Origin of the sequence: Motiliproteus sp. (genome assembly GCF_965230735.1) — a bacterium.
Lineage (GTDB): Bacteria > Pseudomonadota > Gammaproteobacteria > Pseudomonadales > Balneatricaceae > Motiliproteus.
Genome location: NZ_OZ246016.1, coordinates 2117662 through 2134022, shown reverse-complemented (window position 1 = coordinate 2134022; position 16361 = coordinate 2117662). Strand labels below are relative to the sequence as shown.

Here is a 16361-nt window from a genome sequence, read left to right as displayed (position 1 = left end):
GTTTTATTCCGGAGTGGCCATGCCGTCCCTGTCTGTCCTTGGATCGCGCTAAAGATCGATCTCCATGCCATCCCAGGCGACCTCGATGCCCTGGCGGGTCAGCTCGGCCCGTTCGGGTGAATCCTCGTTCAGAATCGGATTGGTGTTGTTGATATGAATCAGCACCTTGCGGCGGGCCTGCAGCGGCTGCAGCACTTCGATCATGCCGCCCGGACCGCTCTGGGGTAGATGGCCCATGGTACTGCCCAACTGCACCCCCACCTCCTGGCGGATCATCTCGTCATCGGACCAGAGAGTGCCGTCCACCAGCACACAGTCGGCCCGCTCCATCCAGGGCTCGAGATGGGGTTCCACCTCGCCCAGGCCGGGGGCGTAGAACAGGGTCCCACCGGTGGCCAGGTCTTCGACAAAGACGCCGATATTGTCGCCGGGGACCGGGTTGTCGCGATGGGGGGAATACGGCGGCGCCTTAGAGCTGAGCACCATGGCGTGTATCCGCAGGTTACGGATCGATGGAATCTCAAATCCGGCCTCGGCATCCAGCGAAACCGGCTGCCGGGCGAAGCCGCCGTTCCATGTCGGACAGTTGAGCATCGGGAAGATCGGGAAACCCTGACTCAAATCCTCAAAGACCGGGTCGGTGCAATACACATCCAGCGGGCAACCCTCGCGCAGCATCAACAGGCCACTAGCGTGATCAATCTGGGCGTCCATCAACAGAATCGCTGCGATGCCGGTATCGCGAAGTTTGCGGGCCGGCTGCAGCGGTTCGAAGGACGCGAGCTGTGCGCGTATGTCTGGAGAGGCGTTGAACAGTAGCCAGTTATCTCCGTCACTGCTGATGCAGATCGATGACTGGGTCCGGGCCTTAGCGTTGAGGGTACCCTCGCGGAAGCCCCGACAATTGCGGCAGTTGCAGTTCCACTGCGGAAAACCACCACCGGCAGCAGCACCCAGGACACGAACTTTCATGGCATCGACCTCCAGACTTTCAAGGCAAAACGCGCCCGAAGGCGCGATCAATCAGCGGTTGCTGAAGTACATGGTGACTTCGAATCCAACGCGCAGATCGGTAAAGGCAGGCTTAGTCCACATGGTGTCATCCTCGATTTGTTATTGTCGGTGAGCCGGTTGACTCAATCTCAGCATCGCAAAGCCAAGCCGACGACAACAGAGGACCATGGAGGGCTTTAAGGGGGTCGAAAGTCGTAGAACCGAAGACCCAATCTCTATGTCTACCTCTATCCCGGCCTGTTCTGGCCCGGCGCGGGCCCTCAGAGATAAAAAACCCCGGTCAAAGGACCGGGGTGTGGTAGGTATCCACCAGTTAGAGCCTACTCATGGAACAGCTCGGGCCGATGAACTGCCCTGAGTCGCCGGGCGACATGGGTAATCAGGGCTGCCAACCGACAGCCCCGGCGCCCAGACTTAGAAGAAGCCCAGCGGGCTGGTGCTGTAGCTGACCAGCAGGTTCTTGGTCTGCTGGTAGTGCTCCATCATCATCTTGTGGGTCTCACGACCAACACCGGACTTCTTGTAGCCACCGAAGGCCGCGTGGGCCGGGTAGTGGTGGTAGCAGTTGGTCCAGACACGACCGGCTTCGATGCCGCGTCCGACGCGGTAAGCGCGGTTGATATCGCGGGTCCACAGACCGGCACCCAGGCCGAACTCGGTATCGTTGGCGATCGCCAGCGCTTCTTCCTCGTCGCGGAAGGTGGTCATGCTGATGACCGGGCCGAAGATCTCTTCCTGGAATACGCGCATCTTGTTGTCGCCCTTGAACAGGGTCGGCTCGACGTAGTAACCACCGTCAAGACCGCTGCCCACCTTGGCCGCGTTACCACCCATCAGCACCTCGGCGCCTTCCTGACGGCCGATCTCGAGGTAGCTCATGATCCGGTCATACTGCTCCTGAGACGCCTGGGCACCCACCATGGTGTTGGTATCCAGCGGGTTGCCGCGCACGATCTTGGCAGCGCGATCGACCACCAGCTGGGTGAAGTCCTGAGCGATCGACTCCTGCACCAGCAGACGAGACGGACAGGTACAGACTTCGCCCTGGTTGAAGAACGCCAGTACCGAACCCTCGACACACTTGCTCAGGTAGTCATCTTCGAAGTTCATGATGTCTTCGAAGTAGATGTTCGGCGACTTACCGCCCAGCTCGACAGTAGAGGGAATGATGTTTTCCGCCGCGCACTTGAGGATGTGGCTACCGACTGGGGTCGAGCCGGTGAAAGCGATCTTAGCAATACGCTTGCTGGTGGCCAGCGCCTGACCGGCTTCCTCACCGTAACCCTGAACCACGTTCAGTACGCCCGGGGGTAGCAGATCGCCGATCACTTCCATCAATTTGATGATCGAGCAAGGGGTCTGCTCGGCCGGCTTCAGCACGACGCAGTTACCGGTGGCCAACGCAGGCGCCAGCTTCCAGGCCGCCATCAGCAGCGGGAAGTTCCACGGGATGATCTGACCCACGACACCCAGCGGCTCGTGGAAGTGGTACGCGGCGGTGTGCTCGTCGATCTCGGCAGAGGAGCCTTCCTGGGCTCGGATACAACCGGCGTAGTAACGGAAATGATCAACCGCCAGCGGCACGTCGGCAGCCAGGGTTTCACGAACCGCCTTACCGTTATCCCAGGTCTCGGCAACGGCCAGCATCTCCAGGTTCTCTTCGATGCGGTCGGCGATTTTCAGCAGAATGTTGGAGCGCTCGGTCACCGAGGTCTTGCCCCAGGCGGCCTTCGCTGCGTGGGCGGCATCCAGGGCCTTGTCGATATCGGCGGCGGTCGAGCGGGCCACTTCGGAGATCACATCACCGGTTACCGGCGAGGTGTTGGTGAAGTAACGACCCTCAACCGGCGGTACAAACTCACCACCAATGTAGTTGCCATAACGCGGTGCAAAAGAGACGACGGCTCCTTCAGAGCCAGGATTTGCGTAAATCATATCGGTACCTTTTTGTTTTAGTTCGTAGCCGGATACCCGCCGCAAGCGATTCGGGCATTCTACTGGCGCTCCCTGATCTGATTCCTTCCGGGAAGCACAGCACTCGAATTCATAGTACGAACCCTGCCCCTGTCACCAAATGGCACTTTGGCGCAGAAAAACTAGTTCCTTGGTAGTAAAAACAGCGATTTGACCAGCAGGATTGGCAAGCGCTGCCGTTCAGACAGCGGTCGGGACAACCAAAGGTAAAGTTGGAGGATTTAGGGCAGATTTCGCTTCGAGAACGTTCGCTCAGCGGTACCGCAACAGCGACACTCGTAGGGTACGGTTATCCAGGTTTTCCGATTAACCGAGACACCGTAGCGCTGTTTGCAACTGGGACAACGGATCGCCCTGACCACTTTGGCCCAAAACAGCAACGTGAGCAGAAGGATCAACGGACCTAAGACGACCAATAACGGCAGCATGTCGTAATGAAACGCTGTGTGAACAAGCGCCAGCTCAGCAACCATGCAGAGACTAACGGCAAGAAAATGATAGCGAGCGGTTAACGAGGTTACGGTCATATGACATCGTATTCCCCCCTCAATAACAGCACGGAATCCAGCTTCCGAATACCTAGGGCAGCAATGGTTTAACAAGTCCTTGTTTATCGCACGGCCAGATCGTACAACTCACATCACGATAAACAATCAGCTCAATACCCGTCACAGTTCCTTGTCAGTATAGGAAAAACCGGCTGTCTGAGCGCGGCAAAGTCTCGCTGAAGTCAGATCTATTCGCTATTGGACTTCAGTTGATCGCCCAGGCTTTTCAAATCACCTAACACCCAGACATCACTAATCCGCTCGCCGTCAAAACGAAACAGCGCACACCCGTTCCAGCTCAACCGTTTGTTGGTCGGGGCATATCCCATGAACTTATCGCGATGGATACCGGTAAAGGTCATCTTGGCAAAGACCTTATCCCCCTCCTCCACCAGCTCCTCAATGATGCAGCGGTATTCACCCAAAGCTTGGTGCACCATGTCGACGTACTCGGCAAACCCCTGGTGTCCTCGCTTTTCCTGTCCCAACGATCCTCGGAAAGTGAAATCCTCATGCAACACCGACGGAATTGCCGTCTTGTCGTGGGCATCCCAGAGCACCTGGTAAAACTTGCGAACTTGCTCTTTTTGCATGGTGAAGTCTCGATCGAGGTGGAGATTAAAATTCCGGATGTTCCGGCAGATCACTGTTGATCGTATACCAACTGGCTTTGTCCGAGACCCAGATATGCTTCTGCTCCACGGTCTTGGGATCATCGTCGAGCGACCCCAGTCGCAAAATCACATGCTCGGTGTTATCCCGTTTGGCGTAGATCTGAGTGCCGCAGTGAGCACAAAAATAACGCAGTTTACCCGGCGAGGATTCGAACGATTTCAGGTGCTCTGCCCCATGCAGATTAAAGGCATCATCGGCTACGGCCGCCACACTCGAAAACGCCGACCCATGGGCTTTACGGCAGGTCTGGCAGTGGCAATGGACGATCTCACCCACCGCACCCGTAATGCTGTAACTGACCTTTCCACACAAACAACTACCGTTAATCATCATGGCTCCATCCTTATCTTTATCCTTCGCTGAGTGTCTGTATGCTTCATAAGATGACTACAGCGTCGGTTTTTCCAGCTCCTCAACCAGATACCCCACCTCTTCCGCCTTCTCAGCAAACAGCGCTCTGGCATCGGCCAGTCCCTGGTTATAAAAGTGTGCACCTATCTCCTTGGCAAAGAACTCGATCAGAAATTCGGCCTCAAAACCGCCGATATCCTGATCAAGCTCATCGTTGAAATAGGTTTTGATTTTGGCCACGATTCTTTCTTTATCATCACTGGATAGCTGAATGTCGGTCATTGCTCGGGATACCTGCTCGATAAAACAACGAAGGTTAAACAGTTTGGAGGATTTAGCTTGGCTGACTCAAGCTCACAAAGGCGATCGACTGCTCACGATGAGAACCAAACTCGCCCGGCTCAAACCTGATGATTTGGATCGGCATCGGAGATTGCGCCACCAAGGCATCACAGTGACGAGCATAATCATCCATGAATGCGATCATTCCCGTCCTGCCTTTCCAGCCACGGCGTCGGCAATAGGCCGTATTATCCAAGTAGCTGATTAACTTCCGACGCCAGTCCTCACCTCGGTGATCCAGAGTCCAATCCACCTGAGACGCTATATCGTTAGGACGCAGGTAGATCAACTGGGGAGACACCGGCGCCAGCAATGTCAGGCAAGTCGCATAGTAGTCAGCAATCTGCGCTTCATGGTCACTCTCCAACAGATAGCGAACACTACTCTGGAACAAGCTGCCTTCGAGAATAAACAGCTGATCGCGGCCCGCGTTGGCCTCGATAAACTGCCGCCACTGGTTTAGAAAGCCCTGGACAGATTTATCCTCTCGACGGCCGTCGTGGGGATGGACCGGATGGTCTTTGGCTTCCTCCCGATGCCAACTGGCATTCAATCCCTTGGCGATCACTGAGTCGCAAAGCTGTTCAGCCAGGGTCGTTTTGCCACTGCCGGGGATGCCTTCGAGTAAAAGTAGTTTCATCTGGTCATTGGTGAGTGAACGCCTCCATAAAGCTGTGCAGCGGCTGAGCACAGTGCCCAACGAAACTGGGCTGATCGTTGACGAAGGGCCATAGTCACTTGTTATGTGTTTACCCTATCTATAAAACACTTAAAGTCACCGTGATTGAAAATTAGATATTTTTTCTTCGGAGAAAAAGGATGAATTCACCAAATTTTGTTGGATCTTTGAACCTGATTTTGTAGGAGCCATGAAGGTACTGTGTGCGCTCAACATTCCCGTCGATGTTAGAAATATTGACCTCCTCGAATTGGTCTCCGTCTTTAATGTAAATTGAGTTGTCAAGGAAGTGTACTTCTTTCAGCTTTCGGCCCACGAAGATCAACCAAGGTATTCCAATAGCTAGCAGTGCTATTGGCGCCCAGTGAAAGTTCGTTAGCAATACCACAAGGATCAGAGCGCCTATCCAGATTTTTTGGAAATTATTAAGGAACCTTTTGTAATCCCGCTCCTATATTCGCGCCATATCATCTGTACACATAACGCCAAGGTAATGGGCCGACTGGAGCGCAGCGAAAGGAGGTCCAGCCGCAGGCGCCATTGACCGTTTTGTTATGCATTTACCCGCCAGTGTAAATAAAGACCGGAGGCATATCCCACCTCGCGCTACTAGAGCCGCCTATATCTTTCTTAACCAGTTTAGGCTCTAAACCCATAAAAACTGGTATGTCTTTCAGATTTGGGTATTTCTGACGGAGAACAGGGATATCTTCGGAGTATTTATCTTCAAAATCTGCTCTAACGCCGGTGACTGTAAGCCCCAATGTATTTGTTACAGAAAATATAAAAGAACCAATATATGTTGCCCTTCCGGGTTCGATTTTGAATTTAATTGAAAATGGTTGGGTTTGACTTAAATTCGCGTATCCGCTTGTGACACCCCATTGTGAAATTATATATTCGCCTGCTGGAAGTTCAGTTACTTGGAGCTTACCCTTAGCCTCTTTGAAGTCACTACTGGGTGGGATTGGAATTAACATCATTCCTTTGCCTGCTTCAAAATAACCCGACTGATTATTGTTGAGGCCTCTAAAGTATACTTTGTAGCCGGACAATAGCCCTCTGTACTTTACAGAACCAACAAGGAGACCATTTTCAGACTTAGGATTTAGAGCATATGACTTATTTACACTGGCAGTAGGTGAGGCGCACGCTGAAAGTAGCCAAGCTAAAGTAAGCAATAATAAAAATTTATATCTCATGCTTTAAGATTATCCTCGTGATGCATAACAGCCTGGTTATGAGGACGCTGTCCTCATAACAATTATTAGCGGGAATTCCATCTATCCCGCTACTCGAATTCACCTACCGTAACCAACTTTTTGAACTAATAAAGATTTTCTGACTATAAACCAAGCCACCCCTGTCAAAAGAGGACATGGGGGCGCGAACGCGAGTCAAAATCGAAGATGGTTCTGCCGGGTCGGCTAAAAGATGGGGCGCACGCATTCTATCCCACTCTGTTCTGCAATCCTTTGCCGAGCGTAAAGTTCGGCGCTAACGTAAGCGCTGATTCCCTGCTTACCGATAGAGGGTCAGTTTTCCATTTTCTGCTGGGAAAAAACAACCTCAGTGGCAGACAGAGGCTAAGTTAGTCTCGTCTAGATCGATCAGCGCCCCAACCTAGCGGGCCGGTACAGACGGCCAAAGTTCGGAGCGGCGTTACCGCCGCTCCGTCAACTCGATTAGTGATAAGCCTTGTTGCTGAAGTGACCGTGCTGACCACGACGTACCAGTTCGGCAAAGTCTTCGGCCCGTAGCCGGATCAGGGTGGTGTGGTCACCGGATTCCATGTAGATCTCGGACTGGGAGCCCAAGGCATCATCGTAGATGGTATTGAGGTTGTAGGCGGCGCCCAGTGAGGGGACTGCACCGGGCTCGCAGTCTTCGAACATCGGCGTCAGGCGCTCCTCTTCTATCAGATGCCACTCGGCCTGGAACTGCTGCCCCAACCGGTCGAGGCTGATTTTATGACTGGCCGGTAGCACAGCCATCAGGTGGTGACCCTGGTGATCTTCCAGCATCACGGCTTTGGCGGTCTGCTCCGGTTTGATGCCGGCAGCGCGGGCCGTTTCCATGGAGCAGTGGCTGTGGTTATGGATGATGGTTTCGTAACCGATATTGTGGGTATTCAGGTATGCCCGGACCCGGGTTGCAATGGACATGATCAGGCCCTCCGAAGGCTAGGAGTCACCCTGAGTATAATCGCTGGGAAGCCAACGATTGGCTCTATGCAAGAATCTCAAGTCGGTGGGAATAGGGTCGTAAGGTTTTTGGCGGCTTCAGAGTTGGCCGCCCATCTGAACCCAGTGGATCGCACTGGCCACCAGCAGGTAGAGGGCGATGCCTTCCAACGCCAGGCACCCTAGGTAGAAACCAAGTCGACGGGCGCAGGGTAATGGCAGCAGGGTGATCAGCGCCACCAGGATGATGGCGCTCAACGAGATGTAGGTGAAGTAGTAGCCCCGTGCGATCAGACCAGTCATAAAGAAAAGGCTGATGTTGAGAATGGCCAGCAGGTTATTGAGGTGGCCGAGGTGGCTCCAGTAGAGGCCGTGGTTGGTTTTGAATTCGTTGGCGGCCTCGGCGTACCAGCGCTGATACCAGGCTTTGCCGGGTGAAGGCGGCGTCGACACCGAAGAGGCCTCGGCCGCTGCATTTTTGGTGCGGGCCGAGGCGTTCATGTTACACCTGCTGCGGTTGCGGGGACGGAATCCAGCGGTTGCGCAGGAACTGATCCACCGACCAGCGGCCCGGGCCAAGCAGCACGGTCATCAGCAGCATCAGACCCCAGAGTTGGTGATCCAGGAAGCCCTGTTCCCACAGCACCGGGTAGGAGATCACCGCCATCGCGTTGAAGCCGAACAGCACCAGTGCCACCGGGCGGCTGAACAAACCCAGCGCCAACAGCGGCGGCAGGCAGAGCTCGACGACTGTGGCCATCACCGCGGCGGTTTCAAACGGCAGCAGCGGCACCTGATATTCGTATTCGAACAGAAATAGGGTGCTGTCCCAGTTGGCGATTTTGACCTGACCGGCGCGAAAGAAGGCTTCGGCGGCCCAGAAACGCACGCCGAGCAGCAGCAATGGGGTCAGCAGATTTTGGCCTTGGGCGACCAGTTGATCGTATTTGTCGATGAGTTGACGCATGGGACTCTCCTTACAGTGTCTTGATAACGCTCTAACGCTTAATTCGGGGTGTTCGTTTTTTTACCTAATTCGGTTCAGGCCACTCAGCCAAGTTCAAAATCGCTGATCAGCCCACGCTGAATCAGCAGTGCCGGTGTCCAGGAGGTATCCTGAAGCGGCAGTGATGCCAGTTCGGTTCCCGCTTCGATCGCTTCTAGCAATCCAAACGCGGCCTCATCCAGCGGTTGAATCTGTGGTCGTGGCAATGGCTCGGGCCAGGCGGTTCCGGCGGGTAACACCAGCAGGTATTCGCTCTGGTTGGGGTCGAGCCCATCCAGCTCACCTGTGGTGACGCCCTGATGAATCGCCGCTGCGGCATAGTCCGTTTTCAGCAGGCCGACACCCGGTGCCAGGCGCAGCCGGACACCGGCCTGCTGTTCGGGCGCCAAAGCGGACAGGCGCTCGAAAGGAAACGCGTTGGGCTGCAACGGCCGTTGTTCGGCCAGTTCCAGCAACCATTCCAGCCGGGCCACATCGGCCAGATAGGGCACGCTGGCCACGGCTTCGTTGGTTTCGATCAATTGGGCGATATGGTCGCCGTATTGATCACCGTAATCGGCCAGCGGCGCTTGGGTCAGCGGAAATTCACGTACGTAGCGATTGCTGATCTGGGCGAAGAACTCCTCCCCCACCAACGCCTTGGTCACCGGAAAAACCGCTTCGAGCCGTTCGCGCAGGCTGACGTAAAAGTTGTTGCGATACAGCTGGAACAGCTGGGCGGCCGGTGCCGGCCCGCTGATCGCCAGCGGACTGCTGTCGCCCCCGTTGGCCGGCTTTTGCGCGGCCAGCAACTGGTCGGCAAATTGCTGTTGAAGTTCGGCCAACATCAGGCTGCCCCCCTTGCGACACTTTCTGTTTCTAGCTGCTGGGGTTGAATGGCGCGGGCTTTCGCGGCCTCCTCCAACAGCACTTCCAGCTCGGGAATATCGGTATCCCACTCGATCAGCGCCGCCGCATCGCAGTGGGCGCTGACCCGGCGGTACAGATCCCAGACCGGATCGGAAACCCGCGAACCGTGGGTGTCGATCAGAATCTCACCGTCATCGAGCTGCTTGCGGGTGAAACCGGCCAGATGAATTTCGGTCACCGCGGACCAGTTGATCTCGGCCAGATAGGGCTCCAGTTGCAGTCCCAGATTGACCGAATTGACGTAGATGTTGTTCAGGTCGAGCAGCAGTCCGCAGCCGGTCTTTTCGACCAGCCGATTCAAAAACTGCCACTCTGAAATCGTGCTTTCGGCGAAAGCCATGTAGGCGGTCGGATTCTCAATCAAAATCTGACGCCCCAACAGTTGCTGCACCTGATCGACCCGCTCACTAAAGTGGCTCAACGCCTCTTCGGTGTAGGGCAGCGGTAACAGATCGTTGAAGTAGCGACCGTTGACCGAACTCCAGCTCAGGTGATCCGACACCAGGGCCGGATTGAAGTGATCCACCAGACGCTTGAGTTGTGCCAGGTTGCTCTCGGACAACGGATCCACCGATCCCAGCGACATACCGATGCTATGGAAGCTCAGCGCATAGGCGTCGGCGATCTGCTCCAGACAGGCCCACTCACGGCTGGCCGGATCGAAGAAATTCTCACTGTGAATTTCAAGCCAATCGATGCCATCGTTGTCACCTTGACGCGCCCGCTCCAGCCATTGATCGATATGGGGAGCCCGCAGGCCGACGCCGGTGCTGTAAGGTCGTAATCCGTTCATGGGAGGGCCGTTGTCTGAAGTTATTGAGTCTTGCGAATTAAGAGAGGGGGGCGGCGGTTGCTCGCCCCGGGTGCGGGGTGGGTAGCTTACATTTTCGGGCTCAGGCTACCACCGGCCAGCTTGCCGCACAGACCCTTCGGCAGAGCCAGGAAAGCATCGCCTTGGTTGTCAGTCTTGGAAGTACCGGCGCAGGAGCTGCTCTTGGTTGCACAATCGTTCTGACCGGCCTTAGCCACGCCGTAACACTTCTCTTTGTCGCCAGCCAGAGCCGGAGTTGCCGCCAGAGTTGCGCCCAGAGCGATGATGCCGGAAACAGCGGTAGCTACTGCGATGTTGTTTTGAGTCTTTTTCATGTTGATCACCTTGAGGTTCTAATCGTTGTTTTTTCGATTTCGCTGCGCTTGTACGCTGCGTTCAATAACCTATACGCCGGTAATCTTTTGCTGGATTCAGTGAGATTCAAAAAAAAGTGATTTTTTTAAATTTATTTTTTTACTCCTTAATTTTCAAATACTTAACCAGACTCGTTTTATAACCCTTTGGCATCCAACAGCTTAGCCTCTGATCGTCCGTCATTGCCTCTAGAAGTATCGGCACCTCAACCCTGGTGCGAACGATCGTTTTCTGCCGGCGTTCCTTCGATCAAATATCGGGGACCGTTACCATGGGACGCAATATGATCGTCGGCATTGAAAAGCGAGCAGCTTTGCAACGACAGGCAGCCGCAGCCGATACAACCGGACAGGCTGTTGCGCAACCGTTGCATCTGCAGGATGCGCTGATCTAACTGCTCACCCCAACGCGCCGACAGCCGCTCCCAGTCCCGTTTGGTGGGTGTGCGGTTATCGGGCAGGCTGGCCAGCGCCTGCTCGATCTCCTCCAGAGTCAAACCCAGCCGCTGTGCGGCTCGAATCACCGAGATCCTACGCAGCATCGACAGCCGGTACCGGCGTTGATTGCCTTCGGTTCGGATCGAGCTGATCAATCCCCGCTTTTCGTAGAACCGCAGCGCCGACGGATTCAGATCGGCACGCTCGGCCGCCTCGCCGATGGTCAGCAACTTCTCGTTCTTATTCATTCCCGGCCCCTGTTGAGTGATGGTGAAACTGCTCCTTGACTTAAAGTTAAGTTTAAGTTGTAAGATCAGCAACCTCTTTAACATGGAGGTGCAAAATGCTCACTCTCAAAACGCGTTATTCCCCCGATACGGCATCACTGCAACAGGAGGTTGGCCAATGAGCCAAAACACATACGCTCAAGCCAGCTGGCATGACCTGTTCCGCGGCCGTAACGCCGCGTTGGCCCTGGTGCTGTCCGGTGGCGTCGCCCTGCATGCGATCAATATCTACCTGTCGACCACGATTCTGCCAACGGTGGTGGCCGATATCGGCGGCCGGGAGTTCTATGCCTGGAACACCACCCTGTTCGTGGTCGCCTCGATCATCGGGGCGGCTTTTTCATCAAAACTGCTGCATGGATTGGGTGCCCGAACCGCCTATCTCAGCGCCGCTGCACTACTCTTTACCGGCAGCCTGATCGCGGCCCTGTCACCGAATATCGGTCAGATGCTGCTCGGGCGAACCGTGCAGGGACTAGGTGGCGGCATCATGGTGTCGCTGGGCTACGGGGTCGTGGCGCTGGTATTTGAGGAGCGGCTCTGGCAACGGGCCTTTGCACTGGTCTCGGGGATGTGGGGTGTAGCCACCCTGTTTGGTCCGGCGATCGGTGGCATTTTTGCCGAGCTGGGCATCTGGCGCTTCGCCTTCGGCGTAATGCTTCCGGTGATTGTTGTCTACGCCATCGCCGTGGTTAAGCTGCTGCCGCAGACGCAGACCACCCAACAAGCCGATCGGCTGGCGCTGACGCAGCTGGTGCTGTTGTCCGGCGCTATCCTGGCCATCGCCACCGCCAGTATCTTTGCCGATCTGACTCTAAACGCGCTGGCGTTGCTGATGGCCTGTGGTCTGATCGGTCTGCTGATTCGGGTCGAGCGACGCGCCAGTATCCGACTGCTGCCCCGTGCAGCCCTGATCCCCGGCTCACGCCTGTTCGCCACCTTCGCCACCATGGCGTTGCTGCTGTTCGGCACCAGCAGCGGCGTGTTTATGCCCTACTTCCTGCAGCACCTGCATGGCCAGACGCCGCTGATTGCCGGCTACCTGGCGGCGCTGACCGCGGTCGGCTGGACCGGCGCCGAACTGCTTAGCGCCCGCTACCACGGCCGCAGGGCCGACCGAGCCATACGACTCGGGCCCTGCTTCAGCGTCGCCGGTTTGATTGGTCTGCTGTTGTTGGTGCCGCTGGGCAGCACCGGCCTGTCACCGACGCTGGTCTTGATCTGCGGATCGCTGATTCTGGTGGGGTTCGGGATTGGCTTCTGCTGGCCCCACCTGGCGACCCTGGTGTTCAAATTGACGACGGATGAAGATCATCACCTTGCATCCTCCTCGATGACCAGCATCACCATGTTTGCCTCGGCGTTCGGCGCCTCGGTGGCCGGTATGATCGCCAACCTGACCGGTTTCAGTCGTGCCGAGAGTAGCCTGATGCTGGCCGACAGTGCGTTCTGGTTGCAGAGTCTGTTTGCTTTGATCGTCAGTTTCACCCTGTTCAGCGCCGTGGCGGTCGTTAGAAAACGCGACCCACAGCCAGCGGACGCTGTAACACTGTCGCCGCAGGAAGAGCGCGAGCGGGCCTGCTGATCAGAGCGCAGCACAAAGGCTAAGCCCGCTGGGAGAATCCGGCACAGGAAAAGGATTGAGGCCGCAGGACTGGGAATGGAGGGCTGGGAATGGAGGGCTGAGATCAGTAGGACGTAGACTGGCCTTCAGCTCAGTCAACTCCCCGAAAGCGCCTTCTGATCGTGGTGGTAGCGGCCCAGGATCACCACCAGAATCCCGCCCAGGATCAGCAGACCGGCCAACACCAATCGCAACGATAGCGGTTCATCGGCAAAGATCACCCCGCCGATGGCGGCAATCACCGGTACGATCAGTTGCAGAACCGCCGCCTGCACGGCGCTGAGACCGCCCAGCGCCATGTACCAGATGGTGTAACCGATCCCCGACGCCACCGCACCGGACATCACCGCCAGCAGAATCCCACGTTGGGACAACTCGGCCTGCTGCAGGCTGACCAGCAACAGCACCACAACCAGCGGCAGGGTGCGCAGAAAGTTAAAACTGGTATCGGCCAACGGGTTAACCGAGCCCTTGCCCGCCAGGGTATAGAAACCCCAGGCCACACCGGCAATCGCCATCAGGATGAAACCGCTGACCGAGGGCGCTCGAGCCCCGGGCAGCAGCAGATAAACCAACCCGCCAAAGGCCAACACCACCCCCAGCCACTCCAGCACGATCAACCTCTTACCGTTGATCAGTTGCATCAGAATCATGGTGATCTGGACCGCACAGAACAGGATAAGAGCCCCGACCCCGGTCTCGATACTGATGTAGGCATAAGAGAAGCTGATCGCGTAAACAAACAGATACAGCGCCGCTTTCCAGCTGCCTTTGGACGGCTGTCGGCTGCCGCCTGTGCGCAGTTTGAGAATGATCAGTAGCGTAACGATCCCGGCCAGCAGCCGGATAATAGTAAAGCTGGCCGCGTCGATCGCCTCGTCACCCAGTGCCAAACGGCACAAGATCGAGTTACCGGCAAATGCCAGCAGTGCGATCAGGGTGTAGAGGGCTGTTTTCATCGGCGGGCTTCGGTTGGCGGCAACCCGAGATCAGGCCAGCCGGAAAACCGATCCAACCGACTACGGCGGGGCTGCGCCGTAGTGGCTGGACGGTCGTTTTGATTTAGAACTGCAACCAGTTGGCCTTGTCCGACACCGGACCCATATCGTAGCCGTTCGGTGCGCCTTGGGGGCCTTCCATGGTGACCACCAGCTCACAGTTCAACAGGCGTTCACGCCATTCGGCTTTAACCGGAATGCGCATCTCGCCTTCGCTGGGGAGGAAGCCCAGGGAGATCGGTTCTTCCCCTTCGGGCATCAACCAGAGTTCGTAGAACTGATTCGCCGGCATCGACACCGGTCGCAGGTTCTGCACCACGATCTGGTTGTTTTCAAAGGAGGTGTTAACCATCCAACCCGGCTTCTGTTGATCGTTTTTAATCAGATAAACGTAGTGATCCTGTAACTGCGATGACTGCTGCCACTGCGTCGTCAGCAATCCGCCGGACAACGCCAACATCAGACAGAAGGCAGCGGCCCAGCCCCAGTTAAGGCCTAGGAATCCACTTTTTTTTGGTGCCGTCTGCTGCTCGATGGCTTTCCAAAGCGCTTTGGGTGGTTCTACCGGCTCCAGATTCCGGTTAAACACATCCAGGTGCTCGCGCCACTGCTCCACTTCCTGCTGCAGGTCACGGCTGACCGCCAGCAGGGACTCGAAGCGGGCTTTCTCGTCCCGCTCCATCGTACCCAACACGTACTCGGCCGCCGCCTCGTTACGCTGATCAGGATCGGTCAGATCGAATTCATGCATGTCTGTAACCTCGCCAAACCTCGACGAATCCAGGTTTTTACTGTTCCTAACGAAGTGTCGATACGCTCCGCCAGGCTCTGATGGGTCAACCCCTCAAAGTAAGCCATCTCCAGGCAGCGGCGCTGATTCTCAGGAATCTGCTCCAGGCACTGGTGCAGCTGCTTACTCTGCTGCCACAGCGTGACCTGCTGTTCCTGGTCCGGACTCTCGTCGGCCTGATCGTTGAGAGCCTCATCACCGTCGTGCAAGCGGCTGTGTTTATTACGCCGGAGCAGGTCGAGAGCCTGGTTTCTGGTAATGGTGTTCAACCATGTCGAGGCCTGCGCTTTACTGCTGTCGTAGCGCTCGGCATGGTGCCAAATATTCAGAAACACCTGCTGTAGACAGTCCTCTGCCAGCTGCCGGTCATTTAATATACGCAGCGCCACGCTAAATAGATTCGCCGAAGTTAAATTATACAGCCGCTTTAGTCCGGCATGCTCTCCTCGGGCGCACTGTTGCAGGCATTTGGCCAGCTGCTGCTGGCGTTCGGAGATTTCCATGATGTCGAATCGCGATCCTGATAACGACCTGTTGCTATCCCCCTGTACTGCGGGGATCTGGAGAGGTGAAAGATACCGGGATCTTGCCGCTCTGCCCAGCCCCAATCACGGTTTGAAGCTTTCTAAGGCCCTATAAAGACTGACAATAAGTCCCACCCGGGCTCTCAAACGCGAATCTGGATTCGAGACTGAAGTATGGACGAACGAAAAGTCCGAACGTGACAAAAGAGAGGTTCCGACGGCTTCGGCAGCGCCGAGACCGCTGCCTGACTCAGGGATGAATTCGGATTCGCGGGATCCAACGTTGCTCCAAATCCGCCTCATCCAGATCAAATTCACCGATCGGCGGTTGTCGCAAACCCTCCGGCGGCGACGCCAGCAGATTCAGATCCAGCGCCCTGGCCTCACCTTCGAGCAGGCCGTCACGAAGTTCCAGCTTGTAGTAGATCCCGTTCCAGAAGTTGGCGCCGAATTCGCCGTTGCGCTTGAACAGGAACAGCAGGTCATGCTCCAGCCAGCGCAGATCGGTGTCGCTGATCCGTCGCGGGTTTTGGTACGGGTAAGGGACAAAACACCAGAGTTCGTCGCCCTGGACACATTTCATCTCCTTCATCGACAGAAAGTGATCGGTGAACCGATGATGATCAAGATCCAGTGTGTAGCGAACCTGATCCTTATCGGCCTGCTCAAACCGCAGCGTCGCCACCGGGTGCGTCTGTCCCTTGTTATCGATCAGGCTCAGGGTTCGCTCCCCCAACGGCAGATTTTGAGCCTGCAGCTGGTAACTGATTAACAGCCCCAGCACCAGTAGAATGCCCATCTGGATTCGATAGAGCATGGTAGGTACCTCCCGTC

At 56.1% G+C, this 16361-nt stretch carries 20 protein-coding genes; 1 reads left to right on the top strand and 19 read right to left on the bottom strand.

The features are described 5' to 3' along the window. Window positions 1-48 precede the first annotated feature (48 nt). The 15 genes from pqqB to soxR form a co-directional block, all read right to left on the bottom strand. Window positions 49-972 (bottom strand): pyrroloquinoline quinone biosynthesis protein PqqB, encoded by a 924-nt coding sequence (pqqB, locus tag ACO05M_RS09970; RefSeq protein ID WP_421862010.1) that lies wholly within the window; start codon window positions 970-972, stop codon window positions 49-51. Window positions 973-1023: 51 nt separating this feature from the next. Further along, a complete protein-coding gene (gene pqqA / locus ACO05M_RS09965) occupies window positions 1024-1095 on the bottom strand; it encodes a pyrroloquinoline quinone precursor peptide PqqA (protein ID WP_114694940.1) in 72 nt (23 codons plus the stop codon). Window positions 1096-1428: 333 nt separating this feature from the next. Then, window positions 1429-2949 carry an aldehyde dehydrogenase family protein gene (locus ACO05M_RS09960; protein WP_421862008.1) on the bottom strand — a complete coding sequence of 507 codons (1521 nt, stop codon included), beginning with the start codon at window positions 2947-2949 and terminating at the stop codon, window positions 1429-1431. 775 nt (window positions 2950-3724) lie between these two features. Further along, entirely contained in the window at window positions 3725-4129 is a 405-nt protein-coding gene (locus tag ACO05M_RS09955) for an ester cyclase (protein WP_421862006.1), read from the bottom strand. 25 nt (window positions 4130-4154) lie between these two features. Next, a complete protein-coding gene (locus ACO05M_RS09950; protein WP_421862004.1) occupies window positions 4155-4544 on the bottom strand; it encodes a GFA family protein in 390 nt (129 codons plus the stop codon). Between the two features lie 54 nt (window positions 4545-4598). Further along, complete coding sequence (locus ACO05M_RS09945) at window positions 4599-4844, bottom strand: DUF2164 domain-containing protein (RefSeq protein ID WP_421862003.1); 246 nt, start codon at window positions 4842-4844, stop codon at window positions 4599-4601. A gap of 52 nt (window positions 4845-4896) precedes the next feature. Next, window positions 4897-5544, bottom strand: a complete 648-nt coding sequence (locus ACO05M_RS09940) for a hypothetical protein (protein ID WP_421862001.1) — start codon at window positions 5542-5544, stop codon at window positions 4897-4899. A 599-nt stretch (window positions 5545-6143) separates the two neighbouring features. Continuing rightward, on the bottom strand, window positions 6144-6785 hold the full coding sequence (locus tag ACO05M_RS09935) for a hypothetical protein (RefSeq protein WP_421861999.1): 642 nt from the start codon (window positions 6783-6785) through the stop codon (window positions 6144-6146). A gap of 483 nt (window positions 6786-7268) precedes the next feature. Then, complete coding sequence (locus tag ACO05M_RS09930; protein WP_421861997.1) at window positions 7269-7748, bottom strand: aminoacyl-tRNA deacylase; 480 nt, start codon at window positions 7746-7748, stop codon at window positions 7269-7271. A gap of 117 nt (window positions 7749-7865) precedes the next feature. Continuing rightward, window positions 7866-8267 (bottom strand): hypothetical protein, encoded by a 402-nt coding sequence (locus tag ACO05M_RS09925; protein ID WP_421861995.1) that lies wholly within the window; start codon window positions 8265-8267, stop codon window positions 7866-7868. 1 nt (window position 8268) lies between these two features. Continuing rightward, window positions 8269-8733 (bottom strand): DoxX family protein, encoded by a 465-nt coding sequence (locus ACO05M_RS09920; protein ID WP_421861993.1) that lies wholly within the window; start codon window positions 8731-8733, stop codon window positions 8269-8271. An 83-nt stretch (window positions 8734-8816) separates the two neighbouring features. Further along, window positions 8817-9599, bottom strand: a complete 783-nt coding sequence (locus tag ACO05M_RS09915) for a putative DNA-binding domain-containing protein (RefSeq protein ID WP_421861992.1) — start codon at window positions 9597-9599, stop codon at window positions 8817-8819. Then, window positions 9599-10474: a DUF692 domain-containing protein gene (locus tag ACO05M_RS09910; RefSeq protein ID WP_421861990.1), complete on the bottom strand. Its 876-nt coding sequence runs from the start codon at window positions 10472-10474 to the stop codon at window positions 9599-9601. The genes ACO05M_RS09915 and ACO05M_RS09910 overlap by 1 nt, the downstream gene beginning before the upstream one ends. Before the next feature lie 86 nt (window positions 10475-10560). After that, window positions 10561-10827, bottom strand: a complete 267-nt coding sequence (locus tag ACO05M_RS09905; RefSeq protein WP_421861988.1) for a DUF2282 domain-containing protein — start codon at window positions 10825-10827, stop codon at window positions 10561-10563. Window positions 10828-11072: 245 nt separating this feature from the next. Then, window positions 11073-11552 carry a redox-sensitive transcriptional activator SoxR gene (gene soxR / locus ACO05M_RS09900; RefSeq protein ID WP_421861986.1) on the bottom strand — a complete coding sequence of 160 codons (480 nt, stop codon included), beginning with the start codon at window positions 11550-11552 and terminating at the stop codon, window positions 11073-11075. A gap of 157 nt (window positions 11553-11709) precedes the next feature. Here soxR and ACO05M_RS09895 point away from each other — a divergent pair, with 157 nt between their 5' ends. After that, on the top strand, window positions 11710-13176 hold the full coding sequence (locus tag ACO05M_RS09895) for an MFS transporter (protein ID WP_421861984.1): 1467 nt from the start codon (window positions 11710-11712) through the stop codon (window positions 13174-13176). A gap of 134 nt (window positions 13177-13310) precedes the next feature. Here the strand turns inward: ACO05M_RS09895 and ACO05M_RS09890 are convergent, their stop codons facing one another. The 4 genes from ACO05M_RS09890 to ACO05M_RS09875 all read right to left on the bottom strand — a co-directional run bounded on the left by ACO05M_RS09890 (window position 13311) and on the right by ACO05M_RS09875 (window position 16344). Next, complete coding sequence (locus ACO05M_RS09890; RefSeq protein WP_421861982.1) at window positions 13311-14174, bottom strand: DMT family transporter; 864 nt, start codon at window positions 14172-14174, stop codon at window positions 13311-13313. Between the two features lie 103 nt (window positions 14175-14277). Then, the gene (locus tag ACO05M_RS09885) at window positions 14278-14964 is read right to left on the bottom strand and encodes an anti-sigma factor (protein ID WP_421861980.1); all 687 of its coding nucleotides are present in this window, start codon (window positions 14962-14964) and stop codon (window positions 14278-14280) included. After that, window positions 14946-15506 carry a sigma-70 family RNA polymerase sigma factor gene (locus ACO05M_RS09880; RefSeq protein WP_421861978.1) on the bottom strand — a complete coding sequence of 187 codons (561 nt, stop codon included), beginning with the start codon at window positions 15504-15506 and terminating at the stop codon, window positions 14946-14948. Before ACO05M_RS09880 ends, ACO05M_RS09885 begins: the two co-directional genes overlap by 19 nt. Window positions 15507-15777: 271 nt before the next feature. Next, the gene (locus ACO05M_RS09875) at window positions 15778-16344 is read right to left on the bottom strand and encodes a hypothetical protein (RefSeq protein WP_421861976.1); all 567 of its coding nucleotides are present in this window, start codon (window positions 16342-16344) and stop codon (window positions 15778-15780) included. Between the last annotated feature and the right edge of the window lie 17 nt (window positions 16345-16361).